This window comes from Algoriphagus taiwanensis (assembly GCF_036245645.1).
GTDB lineage: Bacteria > Bacteroidota > Bacteroidia > Cytophagales > Cyclobacteriaceae > Algoriphagus > Algoriphagus taiwanensis.
Map to the genome: position 1 here is coordinate 198030 of NZ_BTPE01000001.1, position 19402 is coordinate 217431.

Consider the following 19402-nt stretch of genomic DNA (forward strand, 5'->3'; position numbering starts at 1 on the left):
ATCCATGAATTTTTCCATGAATGAAAACCAAAGCATGATCGCTCAGATGATCCGTGACTTTGGAGCCAAAGAAATCACTCCTTTTCGGAAGGATTGGGACGATCAAAGTCATTTCCCCTTGCCTGTCTTCAAAAAACTGGGAGAGCTCGGCCTGATGGGCGTGTTAGTCCCCACCGAATATGGTGGTTCTGGCTTTGGTTACTTCGAATATGTGACAGCGATCGCGGAACTGGCCAAATTGGACCCTTCCGTGGGGCTTTCCATGGCGGCCCACAATTCCCTATGTACGGGCCATATCCTGATGTTTGGCAACGAGGAGCAAAAGAAAAAATACCTTCCCAAACTGGCTACCTGCGAATGGCTGGGGGCTTGGGGGCTCACCGAACCCAATACAGGCTCTGATGCAGGGAACATGCGGACAGTTGCCAAAAAAGAAGGAGAATATTATATAATCAACGGAGCCAAAAACTTCATCACCCATGGCTACTCCGGTGATGTCGCAGTGGTAATCGCCCGAACAGGGGAAGTGGGTGACAGCCACGGGATGACTGCCTTCGTGGTCGAAAGAGGCACTCCGGGCTTCAAAGGTGGTCGGAAAGAGGATAAACTCGGTATGCGGGCTTCCGAAACCGCCGAAATGATTTTTGAAGATTGCCGGGTCCACGAAAGCCAGGTTTTGGGTGAAGTGGGAGAAGGCTTTATCCAGTCCATGAAGATATTGGACGGGGGAAGAATTTCCATCGCAGCCCTTTCTTTGGGAATTGCCGAAGGTGCCTTGGAAGCTTCCATTCAGTATTCCAAAGAGCGGCATCAGTTCAATAAGCCAATTTCAAGTTTTCAGGGCATTTCTTTCAAGCTGGCAGACATGGCCACTCAGGTGGAAGCTGCCAAGCTTTTGACATTCCAGGCAGCAGACTTAAAAAACCGAGGTGAAAAAGTGACCCTTGCAGGTGCCCAAGCAAAACTGTATGCTTCTGAAGTGGCCGTTTATGTGTCCAATGAAGCCGTTCAGATTTTTGGAGGCTATGGATTTACCAAAGATTATCCGGTTGAAAAATACTATCGAGACGCCAAACTTTGCACTATCGGAGAGGGAACATCCGAGATCCAGAAGTTGGTGATTTCGAGGGAAGTATTGAAGTGATCGGTTTTCATCAGTCAGTTGCCAGTAGGTAGTCTTATCTACTGCCTACCGGTAACTGCCTACTGTCTTCGGAGCTTGGTTTTCCTTTTTTTGACTTGGTCTCTTGGGAAACTTCCCCTCATTTCCCTTCCCCCTTCGGATAATTTTTCTAATTTTGCCCCAATTTGGACTTAAGTAAAATTTTCCTCAACCCTCCTCTCTAATGCCTAAAGACAGTAGCATCAAGCACGTTCTCATCATCGGTTCAGGTCCCATCGTCATCGGTCAAGCTTGCGAATTTGACTATTCAGGCTCTCAGGCCTCTCGCTCCCTCAGGGAAGAAGGCATCAAAGTCACGCTGATCAATTCCAATCCGGCGACTATTATGACTGACCCCGTGACAGCCGACAACGTGTACTTGCTTCCACTGGAAAAGAAATCCATACGGAAAATCCTTGCCGAGCATCCGGATATTGATGCCGTTTTGCCGACCATGGGTGGACAAACCGCCCTCAATTTGGCCATTGACTGCGAAAAGGCAGGAATATGGAAAAACTCAAACGTGCGCATGATCGGGGTGGATATCGACGCGATCGATACCGCCGAAAACAGAGAGAAATTCAAGGCCCTGATGGAAAAAATCGGGGTGGGTGTCTGCAAAGGGGCTACTGCTACCTCCATGCTTCAGGGTAAAGAAATTGCCCAAGAAATCGGATTTCCGCTCATCATCAGAGCTTCCTACACGCTTGGTGGTGCCGGTGGAGCTTTTGTGGAAAAAGCTGAAGACTTCGAAAAGCTTCTCGCAGCAGGATTGCAGGCTTCTCCAGTCCATGAAGTCCTGATTGAGCAAAGTATTCTGGGCTGGAAAGAGTACGAGCTCGAAGTCATGCGGGACAATATCGGGAACATGATCGTGATCTGTTCCATCGAAAACTTTGACCCCATGGGTGTGCATACCGGTGATTCGATCACCGTAGCACCTGCCATGACACTTCCGGACACGGTGTATCAGCGCATGCGAAACTATGCGATCACGATGATGAACTCCATCGGGAATTTTGCCGGGGGATGTAATGTTCAGTTTGCCGTAAGTCCGGACAATTCAGAAATCATCGGGATCGAAATCAACCCACGGGTGTCCCGGTCCTCAGCTTTGGCTTCCAAGGCCACCGGATATCCCATCGCCAAAGTAGCCGCCAAACTGGCCATTGGCTATAACTTGGACGAATTGTCCAACTCCATTACCGGGACTACTTCTGCATATTTTGAGCCGTCCATTGACTATGTAATCGTGAAAATCCCGCGTTGGAACTTTGACAAATTCAAAGGTTCTGACCGCCGATTGGGTCTTTCCATGAAGGCTGTGGGAGAGGTAATGGGTATCGGCCGAAACTTCCAAGAGGCCTTGCAAAAGGCTTGTCAGTCTTTGGAAATCAAGAGAAATGGTCTGGGTGCCGACGGAAAAGAACTCAAAGATCAAGCGCAGATTCTTTACTCACTTGCCAATCCAAGCTGGAATCGTTTGTTCCATGTGTACGATGCGTTCAAACTGGGCATTTCCTTCCGTACGATTCAGGATCTGACCAAAATTGACAAATGGTTCCTTAAGCAAATCGAGGAGCTCATGCATGTGGAGGCCGAAATCGAGAAATACACGATTGAAAACATTCCCTACGAGGTGATGGATAAGGCTAAGAAAAAAGGCTATGCTGATCGTCAAATCGCCCATTTGCTGGATTGTCTGGAAAGCGATGTGTTCAACAAACGCTACCATGAAATGGGCATCAAGCGTGTGTACAAGCTGGTGGATACCTGCGCGGCGGAGTTTGAGGCGCAGACTCCTTATTACTACTCCTCTTTTGGGGAAGAAAACGAATCCGAGCGCTCAGCTAAGAAAAAAGTGGTGGTCTTGGGTTCAGGTCCAAACCGTGTAGGTCAGGGGATCGAGTTTGACTATTCCTGTGTGCACGGGGTGCTGGCTACCAAAGAGTGTGGCTACGAGACCATCATGATCAACTGTAACCCAGAGACGGTTTCTACCGATCCGGATGTAGCGGATAAGCTATACTTCGAGCCGGTATTTTGGGAGCATATCTATGAGATTATCCTGCACGAAAAACCGGAGGGCGTGATCGTACAGCTGGGAGGTCAGACGGCTTTGAAATTGGCAGAGAAGCTTTCCAAATACGGCATCAAAATCATCGGAACCAGCTTCGAGGCCTTGGATTTGGCGGAAGACAGAGGTTTGTTCTCCACCCTTTTGAAAGAAAACAACGTGCCTTATCCTGAATTTGGCACCATTCACAATACTGACGAAGCCCTTGAGCTTTGTAAGACGATTGGATTCCCACTACTTGTTCGTCCAAGCTACGTCCTGGGAGGGCAGGGGATGAAGATCGTAATCAACGAAAAGGAACTCGAAGAGCACGTGGTAAACGTCCTTCGAGACATTCCAAATAATGAAATTCTCCTCGATCACTTCCTGGAGGGTGCAATTGAAGCTGAAGCAGATGCGATCTGTGACGGGGAAAATGTCTATATCATCGGGATTATGCAGCACATCGAGCCAGCAGGAATCCACTCCGGAGACTCTTATGCCGTCCTTCCTCCTTACAACTTGGGAGACTTGGTGATCCGTCAGATCGAGACTTATACGGAGAAAATAGCCTTGGCTTTGAAGACTGTTGGTTTGATCAATATCCAGTTTGCCATCAAGAATGACAAGGTTTACGTGATCGAAGCGAACCCAAGAGCCTCTCGTACTGTTCCCTTTATCTGTAAGGCCTATCAGGAACCTTATGTGAACTATGCCGTAAAGGTGATGTTGGGAGAGAAAAAGGTGACTGATTTCACCTTCAAGCCTGTGAAAAAAGGCTATGCCATCAAAGAGCCGGTTTTCTCTTTCCACAAGTTCCCGAATGTAAACAAAGAATTGGGTCCGGAAATGAAATCCACCGGAGAGGCGATCTACTTTATCGACGACCTGATGGATGACTACTTCCTGAAAATCTACTCTGAGCGAAACATCTATTTGAGTAGATAATCCAGTTCGATAAAATCAAAAAGTTTTGGTAAAATTTCTGATCATAATTTTAGGTGTGGGATGGTTGCTTGGGCAGCTGATCCGCTATTTTCTCCGATCCAAACTAGCCCAGTTTGCCCGACAGGTAAATGAAGCAGCCATGGAGCAGCAGAGAGCACAGCAGCGAGCCTCCCGACCTAAAGATTCTGTAAACGTAGATTACATTCCCAAAGAGGAATTGGAAAAGCGAAAGAAAGATATCCAAGGGGGAGAGTACGTGGATTACGAGGAAGTGAAGGAGTGATTTTTACCCTTTCATCAAAATTCTCCGAAGTCAAAAAAAGGGAGTCCAATATTTTTGAACTCCCTTTTTTTATTGGGTAGTGCTCAATTAACCTACCCTTACCGGAATAGCCTTTCTGGTCACATTTCCGGCCATATCTTCTGCCCAGATGATGAGAATCAATTGGTTTTGTCCGGTGGGGATCATCATCGATTGATTCTCTGATAAGGTTCGAAGGTTTACTCTTTCAGAGGAGGGTAGTGAATTTCCTTTAAGGTTTCTCCAACTGGATTCTCCGAAGATTTGCTCTCCAAACACCTGTACTTGTGCGTTCCCACCTTCTTTTTCGTCAAAACGGTCCTGATTGGTCAATCGCATCCAGATAAACTTCAAGGGAGTGCTTAAGGGATGAGTCGTAGTTTGAATAAATCCATCCATTTCCAAAGGAGATCCAGCTCTGCCAGAGATTGAAGTAGCTCCTCCATCCATTTCTATGGAAGGTGCGTAGGGCCTCTGAATGTAAAATGTGGTATGGTAGTTTGATCCATCTGCAAAACTGGTTTGATTTCCATTGACGTCTGTGGCAGAAATGGTGATGTGATAAGGGCCAGCCAAGATATTTCCTTGAATTTCGGAGCCTTGGCCTTCCCAAATTACCTGATAGGGATCGATCCTGACCTCTGGACTTCCAGATTCGATAACTAGCCTGGGGTCAGAAGCATTGGATTGGAAGATCTTTCGCAAATTCAATCGCTCAAAGCTGTTCAAAAGTCGTCCATGGGAGTGCCCGTCAAAGCCTCCATGGATATCCAAAAGGATCTCTTGAATCCCCTGAGGATCAGCCACCCTGAAGGAAACATCCGCTGCTTTTTCCCCAAAGGAGAAGATTTGCCCAACGCCTGGGCTGATACTCGCCATGCCGGGAATTGGACCAATCTCCGGAGCTTGGAGATCCTGTGGCTCACCCGAATCTGAGCAGGAGCCCAGGTAGGTTATGCCTAGAAGAGCAAGAGCGATTAGGTTGATTTTCTGGTGTTTCATATTTTTTGTTGGTTTAATTCAAGGGGAAAGTGAGGGAAAGTGAGATATTTCTTCCGGGTTCTGGAATATTGATCAGGCGATATCGACTCAAGTGATTCATGTAGCGAACATTGCCTAGGTTTCTAATGCTTAAATTGAGTTCTAGTGGTTTTTGTGAAATATTGATTCTGCCGGACATCCTCCAGTCAATCAGGAAATAGCCAGGAGTCGGTTGTTCGTTGCGGGCTACGCGGTTTTGGTCGAAAGTATTTCTAAAATCCATCCCAATATTCAAGCCTTCGAATACCGATGAAAACTTGGGAAATGGGTAATCCAAACTTGCCAAAATGGAAGCAGGAGGAGTGAGGGGAAGAGGAAGCAGGGTTTCCAAATTTTGATTCCAGACGTATTCCCCGATGATAGTAGTCTTTAATTTCCATGGGCTGTAGTAGCTAAGTTGGATTTCACCTCCAGCAAAAAGGGCATTGTCCTGCCGGTACTCCCAGAGCATGCTTGAGCCTGGTAAAGGAGAGAATCTGCCACTGGGGGCCAAGTAGATAAAATCCTGATAAATGGATACAAAAGGAGAAATAGCAAAAGAAATGGTCTTCCACTCCTGACTGAATCCAAGGTCAGCTTGCCAGCTGCGTTCAGTAGCCAGTGTTGAATTTCCTTTTTCGTGGCGAAAATTTCCATGGTGAATCCCGTTGGATGCCAGTTCGATTGGAGTGGGAAAGCGTATGCCTGAGCCTAAATTGAACTTGATCAGTTTTTGGTCGTCTACCTGCCAAACCCATCCCGTAGAAATACTTGGCGCGACTGGATTCCGGCTGATATCGGGGTTTCTCTGGTCATACTCACCCGTGGGCTGCAGCCGTTCATAAATAGGCTGCAAATGCTCATCAATTCTCAGCCGCTGTGCATCCACTCTCGCACCCAGATTCCAGCTGATTTCTTCTGAAATAGGCCATTCCAGAACTCCATAAATTCCCGATTGAAGGCTTCGATAAGCAGGTAGTAAGAACTCAAACCCATCGTAGGTATTATTCATAAACTGGTTCATCCAGCCCACCTGAAGAGAACCCACTGAAATGGGTGTTTTCATGCTGAAATTAGCCGTGTATGTATCCAGGGAGAGGCCCAAAGCAAGATTTCCTGAGGGAGTGGGTCCCACACCATGCACATGCGGAAGGGATTCTTCCTGTCTCCGATTGGCTTGATAGCCCAAGTTCACATGGTATTCTTTTTTAGCTATTGTCCAATGAGTATTGGAAATGAGTTTCCAGTGGGTATTGATTTGCCGTGGAAATTGGATGTCTCTGGAGTCTCCGTCATCTTCGAGACTGTAGGCGGTAGGAATTCCCACTGCACCGGTGAAAATCCCCGCTTCCTGTCCAAATCGGCTAAGAGTTAGCCTGGTTTCTCCATTGGAAAACACTTTACCACCTCCCAAGCTGAAGTTAAGCTGACGTCCTGCTGTGTTTTTGAGTCGTTGATCTGCTATCGGCAATAAATAGCCCGCATAGGTGTATCGGTCTGCAGGGACTTCATAGTCTCCATGACCTAAGACCGAAAGCGTCCCTAGTCCAAAATATTGTCCTTTTCTAGCCAGAAGGTTGATTGATGAGCCGATCAGTCGGCTGTTGCTTTGCGCATCAAGGGTAATAGCTCCTGTAATCCCATCTGTCTCTGGAGCTGGGGTTGGATGAATTTTGACCACTCCTCCCAAGGCATCCGGCCCGAAAATCAAAGAAACAGGACCTTTGAATATTTCCACATCTCCACTCGTGTGTGGGTCGATTTCCAGCCCATGGTCTGCTCCCCACTGCTGTCCTTCTTGTTTAATTCCGGAATCTTCGATGAGGATGCGGTTGAAACTCAAACCTCGAATCATAGGCTTGGAGATGCCAACGCCCACATTCATGGCCTGTACTCCGGGGAGGTTTTCCAAGGCTCCAGCAAAAGTTATGGATTGCTGATTGAGCATTTGTTCCTTACTCACTTGAAGGGTAGAAAGGGAGCTAGAAAGAGTTCCCAAGGCTTCTTTCCTGCCCAATACTGAGACTTCCTCCAAATCCTGAGAAGAAGAAATCAGCAGAATTTCTCCTTTAAGATTTTTGAGTTGGGGGAAGTGGACTGTTCTTTTTTCAAAGCCAACGTGACTGATTTCAATTTTCTCAAGGGGAGATTTCAAAGGAATGCTCACTTGGCCTTCCCGGTCAGCTACCAATACCCATAAGGGATCTTTCTGATCAGAGAAACCATACACATGAGCAGACAGAGGTTGCCTGTTTTGGTCTACCACTTGAAAGCTTAGCTTTTCCTGCGCTATGACAGTCCCTAAACCCAAGCCAAAAAAAAGCAAGAGCCATAACCCGATTGAATTTTGAAAATCCACTTTATGCAACACTGTTTCAAAAAGCAAAAGTAGAAATCAGAATTAATTATTTAAATAATGTTGCAACTTTATTGCAAAAATAATGCAACAATATTGCAAATAGGAAAAATGAGGCTTTTCTTTGGGCTGGAAATAATTAAACCGACTTTCTATGAAAAAAAGAGCATTAGCTATTTTGTCCCTTTCCTTTTTGGCTTTCGCCTGCCAGGAAGATGAAACACCCATTATTGAACAACCTACTTTTGAAAATCAGGAGAGCGAGTGGATTCGCATCGTCTCTTGGGACGCATCAGGTCGATTCAGTATGATGAATCCACTCACTGGCAATGTAAATACCCCTTCTGTTAATCCTTTTGCCGAAGGCAGCAGAAATTACATCAGTCCTAGTGGGCAGTATATCACCTCTGTGGAGCGAGGGCCCGGGGTTGTCCGCTTTTTCGATACAGGAATTGTCAATCATGAGGATCATGGCCATGAGTACGATATCCGCTGGCTCAGTGCTACAGCAGAAGCACCGCTTCCAACTCACTACTCGGCTAGCAAAGGAAATATCGTGATTTTCAATGACGGAGATGGCTCGATTACTTGGGCTAGAGAAGCAACTATGGAGACACCTTCCTTTCAGCCGGTTGTATTGGGGGGATTGGGAAATGAAGTCCACCACGGGGCAGCCACTTGGCTGAACGGGAATAAGTTTGCGGTGACCTTTAAAAGCCCGGATATCCCGGGAGCACTTCCTCAAACCATCAAGCTACTGGATGCCAATAAGTCTGTTTTGGCTGAGAATGCAGCAGTTAACGTGTCCGGGATTCATGGTGACGCAAGCAATGGTGAATTTGCCGTCTTTGGCGGGACTACTGCTGTTTTGGTAGCCCGAGCTAACAATGAGATATTCAAAATCGACAATGTGGCTCCTTTAGAACCAACCTCCGGCAACTGGATGGGTACGATCAAAGCCCATGACAACAATGCAATTTTCTACGGTTGGTCCAGAAATAAAGGGATTTTCGCCATCGACCCTGCTGCCAAATCCATGCGAAATGTCTATTCAGGTGATGATGTGGCTGGTTATTTCTTCAGTGCAGACGGGAGCAAATTGATTGTTCAGCGAGCTTCCAATGAAGTCTTGGTTTTGGACGCTACAAGCGGAAATACGATAGTACAGGCTGCTATTCCAGTGGCTGCTGTTGAGGATTTCAGTGCCAGGAAGTCAAGAGATGAATTGGAGACCTATAGACTGATGAATGAAAACCCTCCTGTACTGACTAGTTCAGAAAGATACCTTTATGTGCTGAGTCCTTCTCGTACGCAAATCGATGTATTGGATTTGGCTGATTTGAAAACTGTCAAAACTATGACCCTTTCAAGCCCGGCATTCACCATCATGCGGGTAGGTTTTCAGACAAAATAAATGAAGTAAATCTTTGGTTAAATAGTCGAAAGCGCTCCTGATGTTCGGGGGCGTTTTTTTTATCCTTTGAGGCTTTCAAAAACTCGAAGGCTTCTCATTTATTAAGCATTTCATCAATAAAATTCAAAAATCAATTTTGTTTCAAAACCTCCAAGTTTTCTAAAACCTAACATATTTTCTAAGCGATGAAAACCTATCTTCCAAGATGAACTTCCTGTTGAGCTCCTTATTTTCTCTCTTCAGATTTTTCCAAAACTTTTTTCTCCTTCATTTTTCTCAAAAAGTAATCTGGAGTACGAGTTACGATTTTGCCATCGATTTGGGCGACGATCTTTTGACCAAGTCGCTTTTTCATTTTTAAAAAGTCTTCCCCGGAATTCAGGATGGCTGATTTCAATTTTTCTTTTAAGATTTCCTTCTCTTCTGTGCTCATTCTGTAAGGGACTTAATGACCTCTAATGTAGAAACAGTTAGAATATTCATTTTCTGTCTCTATTATCTAAGACTGCCTACTGATCACTAAATCCTTTTGCACCAAAAAACCTTGAATCCACTTTGAGTTTTGGTCCCGATCAGGAAATCCTCTCCACCGTCCTTTACCCCCAGTTTCTTTTTCAATTCTTCTGCGCCTGTGACATAATTTCGACAGATCACATTGACTTTGCCGGAGGGGAAAAGAGACTTGATTCCCTGCTTTTTGGGCAATACCTCTTTTATGACTTCAAAAATTCGTCCCGGAATACCTTCAGGAAAAGTATTTCCCGTGTACAAGTGGCTGTTTCTTTCCAGCTTTTTCAAACCAAAGCGCTGGGCAAAAAGATGAAAAGCCCCCGCCTTTAAAATACCACTGAGCGGCTCAATCAGATACTTTTCGGCTTCTCCTAGATTAAAAACAGCCTGATCTTCTTCTTTAGGCTCAAAAGCAAATGGGGCAAATTCACTCCCTAAATCCACCACTTCAATCGATTTGGACTTTGATGTATTTCTCTTTTCCCAGAAAAGGAGAAGTTCTTTCACCTCATTTTTAACAGAAACCACGGTGATTTTCTGGATATCAGGCAGCTCGGACCAAGCTTGAGAAATATCCAGCATGGGTGAAACTTTGAGGAGGATTTTGTCGGATTTGCTGCGCAAAAGGGACCAAGCACCTACCATATCGGGTTCGCAATCCTGAAGCTTGTACAGCTTTTGATTCCCACTTCCTCGCCTGGCGGGATCGGCATAGATCAGATCGAATTCAAGTTCAGTTTTCGACAAAAACTCCAAACCATCCCCTTCGACAAATTCAAATTTGCCGGGATTTAATAGTTCAAGATTATGGCTTGCGATTTGGAAAAGTTCAGGCAGTCTTTCGCAATAAATTCCGGTTTCAAAACCTTGGCTCAAATGAAAAAAATCTACTCCAAAGCCACCTGTAAGGTCAATCATCACTTTCCCGGTCAATCCTTTTGCTTTGAAATGTGCGGTTTCTTCTGACGAGCTTTGCTCCAGAGAAATACTAGCCGGAAAAATCAAATCCGGATTTTCGGACCAGGAAGGGAGTTTTTTGGCAATTTTCTGTCGCGCAGAGATTTGCTGCACAGCCATTTTCAGGTCAAAAGAAACTTTTCCCTGATACTTAAAAAGCAAAAGTGCAGGATCTTCTCGGAGATGATTCTGCACAAATTGTCTGAACTCAGCGCTATTGACCTCGCTGAGATTCATCAGACGAGTTTATTTTCCAAAAGGTATTCAGCGATCTGCACGGCATTGGTTGCCGCACCTTTTCTCAGGTTGTCTGCCACAATCCACATGTTTAGGGTATTGGGTTGAGATTCGTCTCTTCTCAGACGGCCTACGAATACCTCATCTTTTTTATGCGAGGTGATGGGCATAGGGTAAACAAAGTTGGTCGGGTCGTCCTGTACCACGATTCCCGGAGCACTTTCCAACAGACTTCTCACTTCTGCCAAATCAAAGTCCTGCTTGAATTCCACATTGACCGCCTCGGAGTGACCTCCCATGGTTGGGATTCTCACGGTGGTAGAAGTCACCTGAATGGTATTGTCGCTGAAGATTTTCTTGGTTTCGTTGATCATTTTCATTTCCTCTTTGGTGTAGCCGTTGGGCTGGAACACGTCGATGTGAGGAAGGACATTCATGTCAATTTTGTGTGGATACACCCTAGGTGGATTTGCCTCGCCTGCACGCTCGGCCATCATCTGGTCTACGGCAGCCTTTCCAGTACCGGTCACAGACTGATAGGTAGAAACTACGATTCTTTTGATCCCGTAGCGATGTCTCAAAGGCTCCAATGCCAAGACCATCTGGATGGTGGAGCAATTGGGGTTGGCGATGATTTTATCTTCTTTGGTCAGCTCTTTTGCATTGATTTCAGGCACGACCAGCTTTTTGGTCGGATCCATTCTCCAGGCAGAGGAGTTGTCTACTACCACGGTTCCTACTTCCGCAAACTTGGGAGCCCATTCCAAGGATGTACTTCCTCCTGCAGAGAAAATGGCGATTTCGGGTTTGGCTGCTACCGCATCAGCAAGACCAATAACGGTGTGTTTTTTACCCTTATACTCGATCTGTTTACCTACAGATCGCTCGGAAGCCACCAGTAGCAATTCGTCATAAGGGAAGTTGTGCTCATCAAGCACTTCGAGGATTTCGGAGCCTACCAGTCCGGTAGCACCGACTACAGCCAGTTTCATGGTATAAATAGGTTTTTTGTATGGTAATGGGTTGCAAAAGTAAGGACTGTTGATTCATTTTCAGGAGCTAAGCGCAAAATTTTAACGGGAAAGGCCGGGTTGTTTTAAAACTGAATACTTAATTGTAACTTCAGCTTACTTTTTTCATTTTTTCCATGAATAGAAAAGCAGTCCTAGTCTTTTTTGGAATTTTCCTTGCCCTGATTAGGCATGAATCGGCTGTGGCTCAAATTCAGTCTTTTGAACCTCCTTTTCAGATTCAGTCTTTTCCTGAGGAATTTCTTCCTGGCTGGTGGGGAAATGAAGTGAGGAGCACTTCTTCCCGGATTTTTCAGGCTCAAGGTGTAGGCCGTGAAGGTAGCAGGGCTTTGGCAATTCAACCGATAAGCACATTCAATGGAGTGCTTTGGGTCAGACTTTCTGCTGAGGGAGTATCCGATTCCAAGGTTTCCTTTTGGGCCAAATCAATCAAAAATGGGACTGGAACCCGGCCCGCTGTGATTTATTTTTCCTGGGGAAAAAGCCTCAGTGGAGCGTATGAAGGAAGAGCTTTGCTTGGAGGGGAAAATGAATTTCCCAATGAAGACTTGGACTTCAGAAGGTTTGTTTTGGACCTTCCGGAAGGGTTGGAGTCAGAAGAGGAGCTTTTTCTCAAGCTTGAAATCGTCTATGGTCCCGGTTCGGGTAGTGCTGCCCGCTGGGTGATGGATGATTTTGAGTTTGGAGAAATCGTGGAAGACAAAGATCCTCCGGGGATTGGACTTGTTAAAGGCTACTCGACCTCAGAGCTTTTTTTGAGCTTTGATGAGGCAGTGGATCCAGGCTTTGCGCAGCTTCCTTTAGCATATCAATTGGAAGGTCAAAACCCTGAAGCAGTCCGCTTGGTCAATGATTCTACAGTGATTCTGGGCTTTCCCGAATCTTTGGAAGAAGGGAAGAATTACCAAATCAGGGTGGCTTCAGTCCCAGATTTGGAAGGCAATTTTCTTCAAGACACTTTGGTTTCATTTACCTTTTTTGACCCTACGGCCTTCGAATTCAAGTCTTTAGTGATCAATGAGCTCATGCCTGCGCCACGAAATGATCAGGATTTGCCCAATGTGGAATACATAGAGCTTTTTAATCCAGGGAATAAGGAATGGAGACTAGGAGAGCTTGTTTTGTCCAATTCCCGGACCTCCGTTTCCGTTCCTGACTTTTGGTTGTCTGGAGGTGAATACCTTTTGCTTTGCCCCGCAAATCAAGCTAGCCTGCTCCAGCCCTATGGAAAGGTTTTGGACATCAATTCCTGGCCTACACTCCTTAATTCCGGGGATCAAGTAAGCCTAAAAACAATAGGAGGCGAGTTGGTAGATGAGCTTTCCTACACTACGACTTCGTGGGGAGGATCGGAATTTTCGGGCGGAGGATATAGTTTGGAGGTAATCAATCCCGTGTTTCTTTGCGGGAATTCAGACTTTTTGCTTCCCTCTCAATCTCCTCAACGTGGTACTCCCGGAATGCTCAATTCTGTGTTTGATCCTGAGTTTGGAACTGCATTGCCTCAAATCACCACAGCCTATTTTTTGGATTCAACCCAGATTTATATCGAGCTGACCTACCCCGTTTTGTCCTTTATCAGCCAGGAAAATGTGAAGATATCACCCCTGATAGCAGTTGATTCTGTTGGGATTGAGTCTGGAAAGCAGATTCGCATCTTGTTGAGAAGCCCGGTAGAAGAAGGGTTTCCGCTTTCGCTTAGCCTCATCGGACTCCAAAACTGCCTCGGGAATGAACAACCCGAATTGGGGCCAATCAGCCTGGTATGGCCATCTAAAGTTCAAAAAGGAGATTTGATCTTGAATGAGTTGCTTTTTGATCCCCTTCCGGGAGACCCCAAATTTGTGGAAATCAGAAATACCTCAGAGAAATATCTAAATCTTGAAGGATGGGCTTTGGCAAATAGAACCTCGGACGGGCGAATAGGACAGTTTAGGGTTTTTGGGGAAAGAGGACAAATACTTCCTCCTGGAGGGTATTTGGCTATTTCTACCGATTCCACTCGATTGAAAATTACTTATCCTAAGTCGGCTTTAGGTAGGATGATTCAAATACCTTCTTTGCCGAGCTTTCCGATCTCAGGAGGTACCGTAGTGCTAGTCGGTCCGGATGGAGAAGTGGAGGAAGAGTTTCCCTACTCGAATTCCTTGCATCATCCTCTTTTGCGTAATTCAAAAGGGGTCTCCTTGGAAAGAATCTCCAGTATTTCGCCATCGGGCACATCCAAAAACTGGCAATCGGCCTCAGCAGGGGAAGATTATGCCACTCCTGGCAGAAAAAACTCTCAAGAGATAGATTCTGGAGATATTGAATCCAGAGTCACAATTGAACCTAAGGTGTTTGATCCTGAAGGAAGTTTTGGGCCTTCATTTACTACCATTTCCTATCTCTTGGATCAACCCGGGTGGTTGGGAACCTTCCGAATTTACACTTCCGGGGGGCAGTTGACTGAGACTTTGGGGCAAAATCAACTTTTGGGCAGAGAGGGTATTTTTGTTTGGGATGGAACTGATGCTGAAGGCAGGAGGGTTCGTCCCGGGTATTATGTGCTTTTGGCAGAATTGTATAATCTCAACGGGGAATTGGTGGTCATCAAAAAAACTGTTGTGGTCGGGATAAGGCTTTGATTTTCTACATTTTTGTAACCTAAAGCCATTTTTTCTGTATATTCAAAGGACTCAAAGCTTTAAACCCATGGAACGCGATCTCATAACCCAAACCATCGAAAGAATCGTCCTCAAGGAAGGAAAAGAACTCCTTGAAGCCCAGTCTTACTTAAACATGCGATTCCGTATCTCCGTGGATTTGACCTGCCTTACCAAGAGGTTGCAAAAGCTAATGCAAGACGAACAGGCTGTGGCCTAAGTGATTCCTGAATTAGAATGGAAATCTATAAGTAGCTGACTATTAGCGGGTAAAAAAATTCCAAAATTCGCCTTTTAGGATTTCTGTTCTGCAGGCTCCTCTTACTTTTTGGAAATATCGAAGACCGACGTATTTTAGGGAAATTAACCCACGTAAACGATTGGATTTTTCCAATCTCTTAACCCTAGAAGCTATGAGTCAGGAAGGAAAAACAGCATACTCTCCCGAAGAACTGAAGGAATTTGAAGTTATCATCTTACAGAAATTGGCAGTGGCCAAAGAAGAATTGGTGTCACTGAAAGAGACCCTGAGTAAGAAAAACGATAGCGGGACCGATTATACTGCCTCTACATCCAAGCTGTTGGAAGACGGCGCTGACACACTCGAGAGAGAAAGCCTAAGTCAGCTTGCTGCGAGACAACAGAAATTCATCATCAATTTGGAAAATGCCCTGATTCGGATCAAAAACGGAACTTATGGTGTCTGCGTAGATACCGGCAAATTGATTTCCAAAGAAAGACTCAAAGCCGTACCTCATACCATGCATTCTATAGAGGCCAAACTGGCTAAAAAATAAGCTATTCTCACGTTAAGCCTTATTGGGTTGTTGATTAGGGTTGACAACAGCATTTCATCAAAGAATGTGATTCTGTCCAATCAGGCTTTACCGATCAAATATCAGCAGAAGCGATCTTGGAATTTCTTCATCGACATATCGAAGCTTTAATTTTTTGTGCTCCGGAACCGCTTTCTGTCTCTGAGATTGTCAAGTGTTTGGGAGAGATGTTTGAGGCAGAAATCCCCGTAGATCATGTGGTATCGGCTATTTATGACCTGAGGAAAAAGTACAATCAGGACGATTTTTCCTTTGCTTTGGAGCATTTGGGAGGAGGTTATCAGTTTTTGACCAAGCCAGCCTATCAGACTTCCATCAGTATCTTATTGCGACAGCAATCCCAAAAAAAGCTTTCTACTGCACAGTTGGAAACCCTTTCCATAGTAGCTTACAAACAGCCTGTGACTAAGGGAGATGTGGAACAGATCCGCGGTGTGAATTCCGATTATTCAATTCAGAAGCTTTTGGAAAAAGAGCTCATTGAAATCAAAGGCAAATCCGAGGGAATTGGGAGACCCTTGCTGTATGGGACCTCACAAAAATTCATGGAGTATTTTGGGATCAATTCTATTCAGGAGTTACCCCAGCCTAAGGACTTTTCTCAGCCTGAAAACCAAATTGGGGAAGAGAGAGATTAAGCTTATGCTGGAGTAACCTTGGCTAATTTGGAGACCAAAAATTTTTTCCCAGTGCTGACTTCCTCACACATAACCCGGGTTCTTCGGGTTTCTTTTTTGGTAAATTTTCTTCCCTGCAGAATAAAAGCTTGACCTGAGGGCAAATCGGATAGGAATTTCTCTGTTGAATCCTTCACATTTAGATCGTACTTGCTCATTTCTTTCATGAGAAAAAGGTCTTTTGCCGAGCTGGCGGAGGGATTTTGCATGTGAATTCGCAAAGGAACCAAAATGTCCCTTGGGAAGATCGAATCTACCAGTATTGGAGCCAAAAGCTGCTGAAATTCCTTTTTCCATTCTTTGCCATGAGGGGCGTGAGACAGACCGTACTTCTCAAAAGTCCTCAAATGAGCCACTTCGTGGATGTAGGTAAGCAAAAACTGATAAGGATTCAGATCTGAATTGAGAGTAATGGTTTGGATTTTTTGGTCTTTTCGGTACCTGAAATCACCCAGTTTGCTGGTTCTAGGGGCCTTGACATGGAAGTGAAAAGGGATCTCCTCCCAAAGTAAGGCACAATAAGAAATCGAAGAGGGAGGAAGATGCTTATTGAAGATGGAAATCAGGGCGGGAGGAATCTTCATGTTGGTAAAAATATCGGAATTTGGGAATTCCTTTTTGCCGCGCGGGTCAATAATTTGTATTCATCCTGAATGATTGATTTCAGGGTTTCTAAAAAAGACATAAAAAAAGCCCCAACTAGGTTGAGGCTTTAATTTCTTCTGAGTGTCAGTGATTACTGAACTGCAGTAGTGTCAGCAGCAACAGCAGCAGTGTCAACAGCAGGAGCTTCCTCAACAACTGGAGTTTCTTCTACTACTACAGTCTCTTCAACTACAGTTTCTTCAGTGGTCTTGTTACCGCAAGAAGCAGTAGCGATCAAACCAGCGATTGCGAAAATTGCAAATACTTTTTTCATTTGTTATGGTTTTCTTAATTACGGGGCAAAGTTACTAGTATTATTTTCAATTGTGCAAGCGCCGTTCAAATATTTTTTATTTGTTTTTATAAATGATTTTTACCGGAACTCCTTCAAAATCAAAATTTTCCCTGATACGGTTTTCCAAGAAGCGAGTATAGGGATTTTTGATGTATTGGGGCAGGTTACAGAAGAAGGCAAAGACCGGATTTTTGGTCGGCAATTGAGTGACATATTTGATTTTGATGTACTTTCCTTTCCAGGCTGGAGGAGGATATTTTTCAATTTCGGCAAGCAAAACATCATTCAGCTTCGAAGTAGTGACGCGTCGGGTTTTGTTCTCGTAGACTTTTACCGCCAGTTCGATGGCTTGAAAAATCCGCTGTTTTTCTGTGACTGAAGTGAAAATGATCGGAATCCACTTATGCTCACCCAGTCGCTCCATCATCTGATCTTTGATTTTGTTCATGGTCTTGTGGTCCTTTTCGATCAAATCCCACTTGTTTACCATGATCAGAATCCCTTTGTTGTTTTTGATTGCCAAGCCAATAAGGTTGATGTCCTGAGCCTCAAGCCCACGTGTAGCATCCACCATGACGATGACCACATCGGATTCCTCAAGTGTACGCAGTGAGCGCATTACCGAGTAAAATTCGATATCCTCTTTTACTTTCCCTTTTTTCCGGATACCTGCAGTATCTGTGATGATAAAGTCTTTCCCAAAAAACTTATATCTAGTGTGAATGGCATCACGGGTAGTGCCTGCTTCATCCGTAACGATTGATCGCTCTTGCCCCAATAAAGCATTGAGAAAGGAAGATTTTCCGACATTGGGTCTCCCCAGGATGGAGATTTTGGGCACTCCTGCATCCGGGTCTTCTTCCCCCTCATCTTCAAAATGGGTGATCACGGCATCCAAAAGCTCGCCTGTACCACTTCCACTCACTGCAGCAATGGGGAAAATCTCATGGTCAGAAAGTCCCAAGGCATAGAATTCATTGGCCATTAAGGCTTTGCCCAAGTTGTCGGCTTTGTTGGCTACGATGTAGAGGGGCTTTTTGGTTCCGCGAAGCTCATTGGCAAATTCGGAGTCCAAGTCCGTCAAGCCATCGTGGCAATCCACCACAAAAAGGATAACATCAGCTTCCTCTATGGCTAGTTTGACTTGTTTTCGGATTTCCGCTTCAAAAATGTCTTCAGACCCAGTTACGTATCCTCCCGTATCGATGACGGAGAAAAACTTGCCGGACCATTGGGCATGTCCATAATGACGGTCTCGGGTGACCCCGCTCAGGTTGTCCTCGATGGCTTTTCTTTCTTCTACCAAGCGGTTGAAAAGCGTTGATTTTCCTACGTTTGGTCTTCCTACTATTGCTACAATATTTGCCATGATCAAAGGGTGTCGTACCCGAATTTTTTAAGTTTCAATTTGTTTTTTCTCCAGTCCTGCTCCACTTTGACGAAGGTCTCCAAGAAGACTTTTTTCCCAAAAAACTTCTCTAAGTCTTCCCGTGCTTCTGTGCCGACTCTCTTGAGCATTTTGCCTTTATCACCGATCAGGATACCTTTTTGGCTGTTTCGCTCACAAAAGATGGTGGCCCGGATTCGGATGATGTTTTCTTCTTCATGAAAATCCTCAATGCCTACTTCGGTACTGTATGGGATTTCCTTTTTGTAATTGGTAAAGATCTTCTCACGGATGATCTCGGAGGCAAAGAACCGCTCAGGTCGGTCAGTTAGTTCCTCTTTGTCGTAAAATGGTGGATGGACCGGAAGCTTTTCCAGAATTTCATGAAGGATTTTTTCGGTATTGAAGTTCTCCTTGGCCGAAATGGGAATGACCACATCTGCTTTTACGCGTTGGGTCCAATAGGAGGTCACCTCATCCAGCTGCCCTTCTTTTGCCAAGTCGATTTTGTTGATTACTAAAAGGACTGGGATCCCCGAATTATTGATTCGCTGGATTACTTCTTCGATTTCCTCCTCTGTTTCGTAGAGGTCAGTGACAAAGAGGATGACATCGGCATCTTCAAGGGAAAGGTTGACAAATCCCATCATGCTTTTGTGAAGCTCGTATTTGGGCTTCAGCATGCCTGGAGTATCAGAAAAAACGATCTGATAGTCTTCGGTATTGGTGATTCCTACGATTCGGTGTCGAGTGGTCTGAGCTTTGGAAGAGATAATGGAAAGTCTCTCACCCACAAGGATATTCATGAGTGTAGACTTGCCTACATTGGGTTTACCGATGATATTGACAAATCCTGCTTTGTGGGATTGGAGATTCATTTTCCAAGAATTTTTTGCAAAGGTACTTGATTTTTGAGAGTTTGTCC

17 protein-coding genes are annotated in these 19402 nt (G+C 45.0%); 8 read left to right on the forward strand and 9 right to left on the reverse strand.

The window, feature by feature from the left end:
• Positions 1-4: 4 nt before the first annotated feature.
• The 3 genes from AAA938_RS00830 (at position 5) to AAA938_RS00840 (ending at position 4449) form a co-directional block, all read left to right on the forward strand.
• Positions 5-1144: an acyl-CoA dehydrogenase family protein gene (locus AAA938_RS00830; RefSeq protein ID WP_338226747.1), complete on the forward strand. Its 1140-nt coding sequence runs from the start codon at positions 5-7 to the stop codon at positions 1142-1144.
• A 202-nt stretch (positions 1145-1346) separates the two neighbouring features.
• Positions 1347-4166, forward strand: a complete 2820-nt coding sequence (gene carB, locus AAA938_RS00835) for a carbamoyl-phosphate synthase large subunit (RefSeq protein ID WP_338226748.1) — start codon at positions 1347-1349, stop codon at positions 4164-4166.
• Between the two features lie 25 nt (positions 4167-4191).
• Positions 4192-4449 (forward strand): DUF4834 family protein, encoded by a 258-nt coding sequence (locus AAA938_RS00840; RefSeq protein WP_338226749.1) that lies wholly within the window; start codon positions 4192-4194, stop codon positions 4447-4449.
• 87 nt (positions 4450-4536) lie between these two features.
• On the opposite strand, the gene AAA938_RS00845 is transcribed toward AAA938_RS00840, so the two are convergent.
• Positions 4537-5469: a hypothetical protein gene (locus AAA938_RS00845; RefSeq protein ID WP_338226750.1), complete on the reverse strand. Its 933-nt coding sequence runs from the start codon at positions 5467-5469 to the stop codon at positions 4537-4539.
• A gap of 13 nt (positions 5470-5482) precedes the next feature.
• Entirely contained in the window at positions 5483-7813 is a 2331-nt protein-coding gene (locus tag AAA938_RS00850; RefSeq protein WP_338226751.1) for a TonB-dependent receptor, read from the reverse strand.
• A gap of 184 nt (positions 7814-7997) precedes the next feature.
• On the opposite strand from AAA938_RS00850, the gene AAA938_RS00855 reads away from it, so the two are divergent.
• Positions 7998-9257: a YncE family protein gene (locus AAA938_RS00855; RefSeq protein WP_338226752.1), complete on the forward strand. Its 1260-nt coding sequence runs from the start codon at positions 7998-8000 to the stop codon at positions 9255-9257.
• Positions 9258-9483: 226 nt separating this feature from the next.
• On the opposite strand, the gene AAA938_RS00860 is transcribed toward AAA938_RS00855, so the two are convergent.
• From AAA938_RS00860 to AAA938_RS00870, 3 genes are all read right to left on the reverse strand, one after another.
• Entirely contained in the window at positions 9484-9612 is a 129-nt protein-coding gene (locus AAA938_RS00860) for a hypothetical protein (RefSeq protein WP_338226753.1), read from the reverse strand.
• Positions 9613-9776: 164 nt separating this feature from the next.
• Positions 9777-10961 carry a class I SAM-dependent methyltransferase gene (locus AAA938_RS00865; protein ID WP_338226754.1) on the reverse strand — a complete coding sequence of 395 codons (1185 nt, stop codon included), beginning with the start codon at positions 10959-10961 and terminating at the stop codon, positions 9777-9779.
• On the reverse strand, positions 10961-11953 hold the full coding sequence (locus tag AAA938_RS00870) for an aspartate-semialdehyde dehydrogenase (RefSeq protein ID WP_338226755.1): 993 nt from the start codon (positions 11951-11953) through the stop codon (positions 10961-10963). Before AAA938_RS00870 ends, AAA938_RS00865 begins: the two co-directional genes overlap by 1 nt.
• Before the next feature lie 155 nt (positions 11954-12108).
• Here AAA938_RS00870 and AAA938_RS00875 point away from each other — a divergent pair, with 155 nt between their 5' ends.
• The 4 genes from AAA938_RS00875 to scpB all read left to right on the forward strand — a co-directional run bounded on the left by AAA938_RS00875 (position 12109) and on the right by scpB (position 16111).
• On the forward strand, positions 12109-14619 hold the full coding sequence (locus tag AAA938_RS00875) for a lamin tail domain-containing protein (protein WP_338226756.1): 2511 nt from the start codon (positions 12109-12111) through the stop codon (positions 14617-14619).
• Between the two features lie 67 nt (positions 14620-14686).
• Positions 14687-14857, forward strand: a complete 171-nt coding sequence (locus AAA938_RS00880) for a hypothetical protein (RefSeq protein ID WP_338226757.1) — start codon at positions 14687-14689, stop codon at positions 14855-14857.
• A gap of 193 nt (positions 14858-15050) precedes the next feature.
• Entirely contained in the window at positions 15051-15434 is a 384-nt protein-coding gene (locus AAA938_RS00885; RefSeq protein ID WP_338226758.1) for a TraR/DksA family transcriptional regulator, read from the forward strand.
• A 116-nt stretch (positions 15435-15550) separates the two neighbouring features.
• Positions 15551-16111: an SMC-Scp complex subunit ScpB gene (scpB, locus tag AAA938_RS00890; protein ID WP_338226759.1), complete on the forward strand. Its 561-nt coding sequence runs from the start codon at positions 15551-15553 to the stop codon at positions 16109-16111.
• Between the two features lie 2 nt (positions 16112-16113).
• Here the strand turns inward: scpB and AAA938_RS00895 are convergent, their stop codons facing one another.
• The 4 genes from AAA938_RS00895 to era form a co-directional block, all read right to left on the reverse strand.
• The gene (locus AAA938_RS00895; RefSeq protein WP_338226760.1) at positions 16114-16734 is read right to left on the reverse strand and encodes a SprT-like domain-containing protein; all 621 of its coding nucleotides are present in this window, start codon (positions 16732-16734) and stop codon (positions 16114-16116) included.
• A 152-nt stretch (positions 16735-16886) separates the two neighbouring features.
• Positions 16887-17069, reverse strand: a complete 183-nt coding sequence (locus AAA938_RS00900; protein WP_338226761.1) for a hypothetical protein — start codon at positions 17067-17069, stop codon at positions 16887-16889.
• A 76-nt stretch (positions 17070-17145) separates the two neighbouring features.
• Entirely contained in the window at positions 17146-18459 is a 1314-nt protein-coding gene (der, locus tag AAA938_RS00905) for a ribosome biogenesis GTPase Der (RefSeq protein ID WP_338226762.1), read from the reverse strand.
• A gap of 2 nt (positions 18460-18461) precedes the next feature.
• The gene (gene era / locus AAA938_RS00910) at positions 18462-19355 is read right to left on the reverse strand and encodes a GTPase Era (RefSeq protein WP_338226763.1); all 894 of its coding nucleotides are present in this window, start codon (positions 19353-19355) and stop codon (positions 18462-18464) included.
• Between the last annotated feature and the right edge of the window lie 47 nt (positions 19356-19402).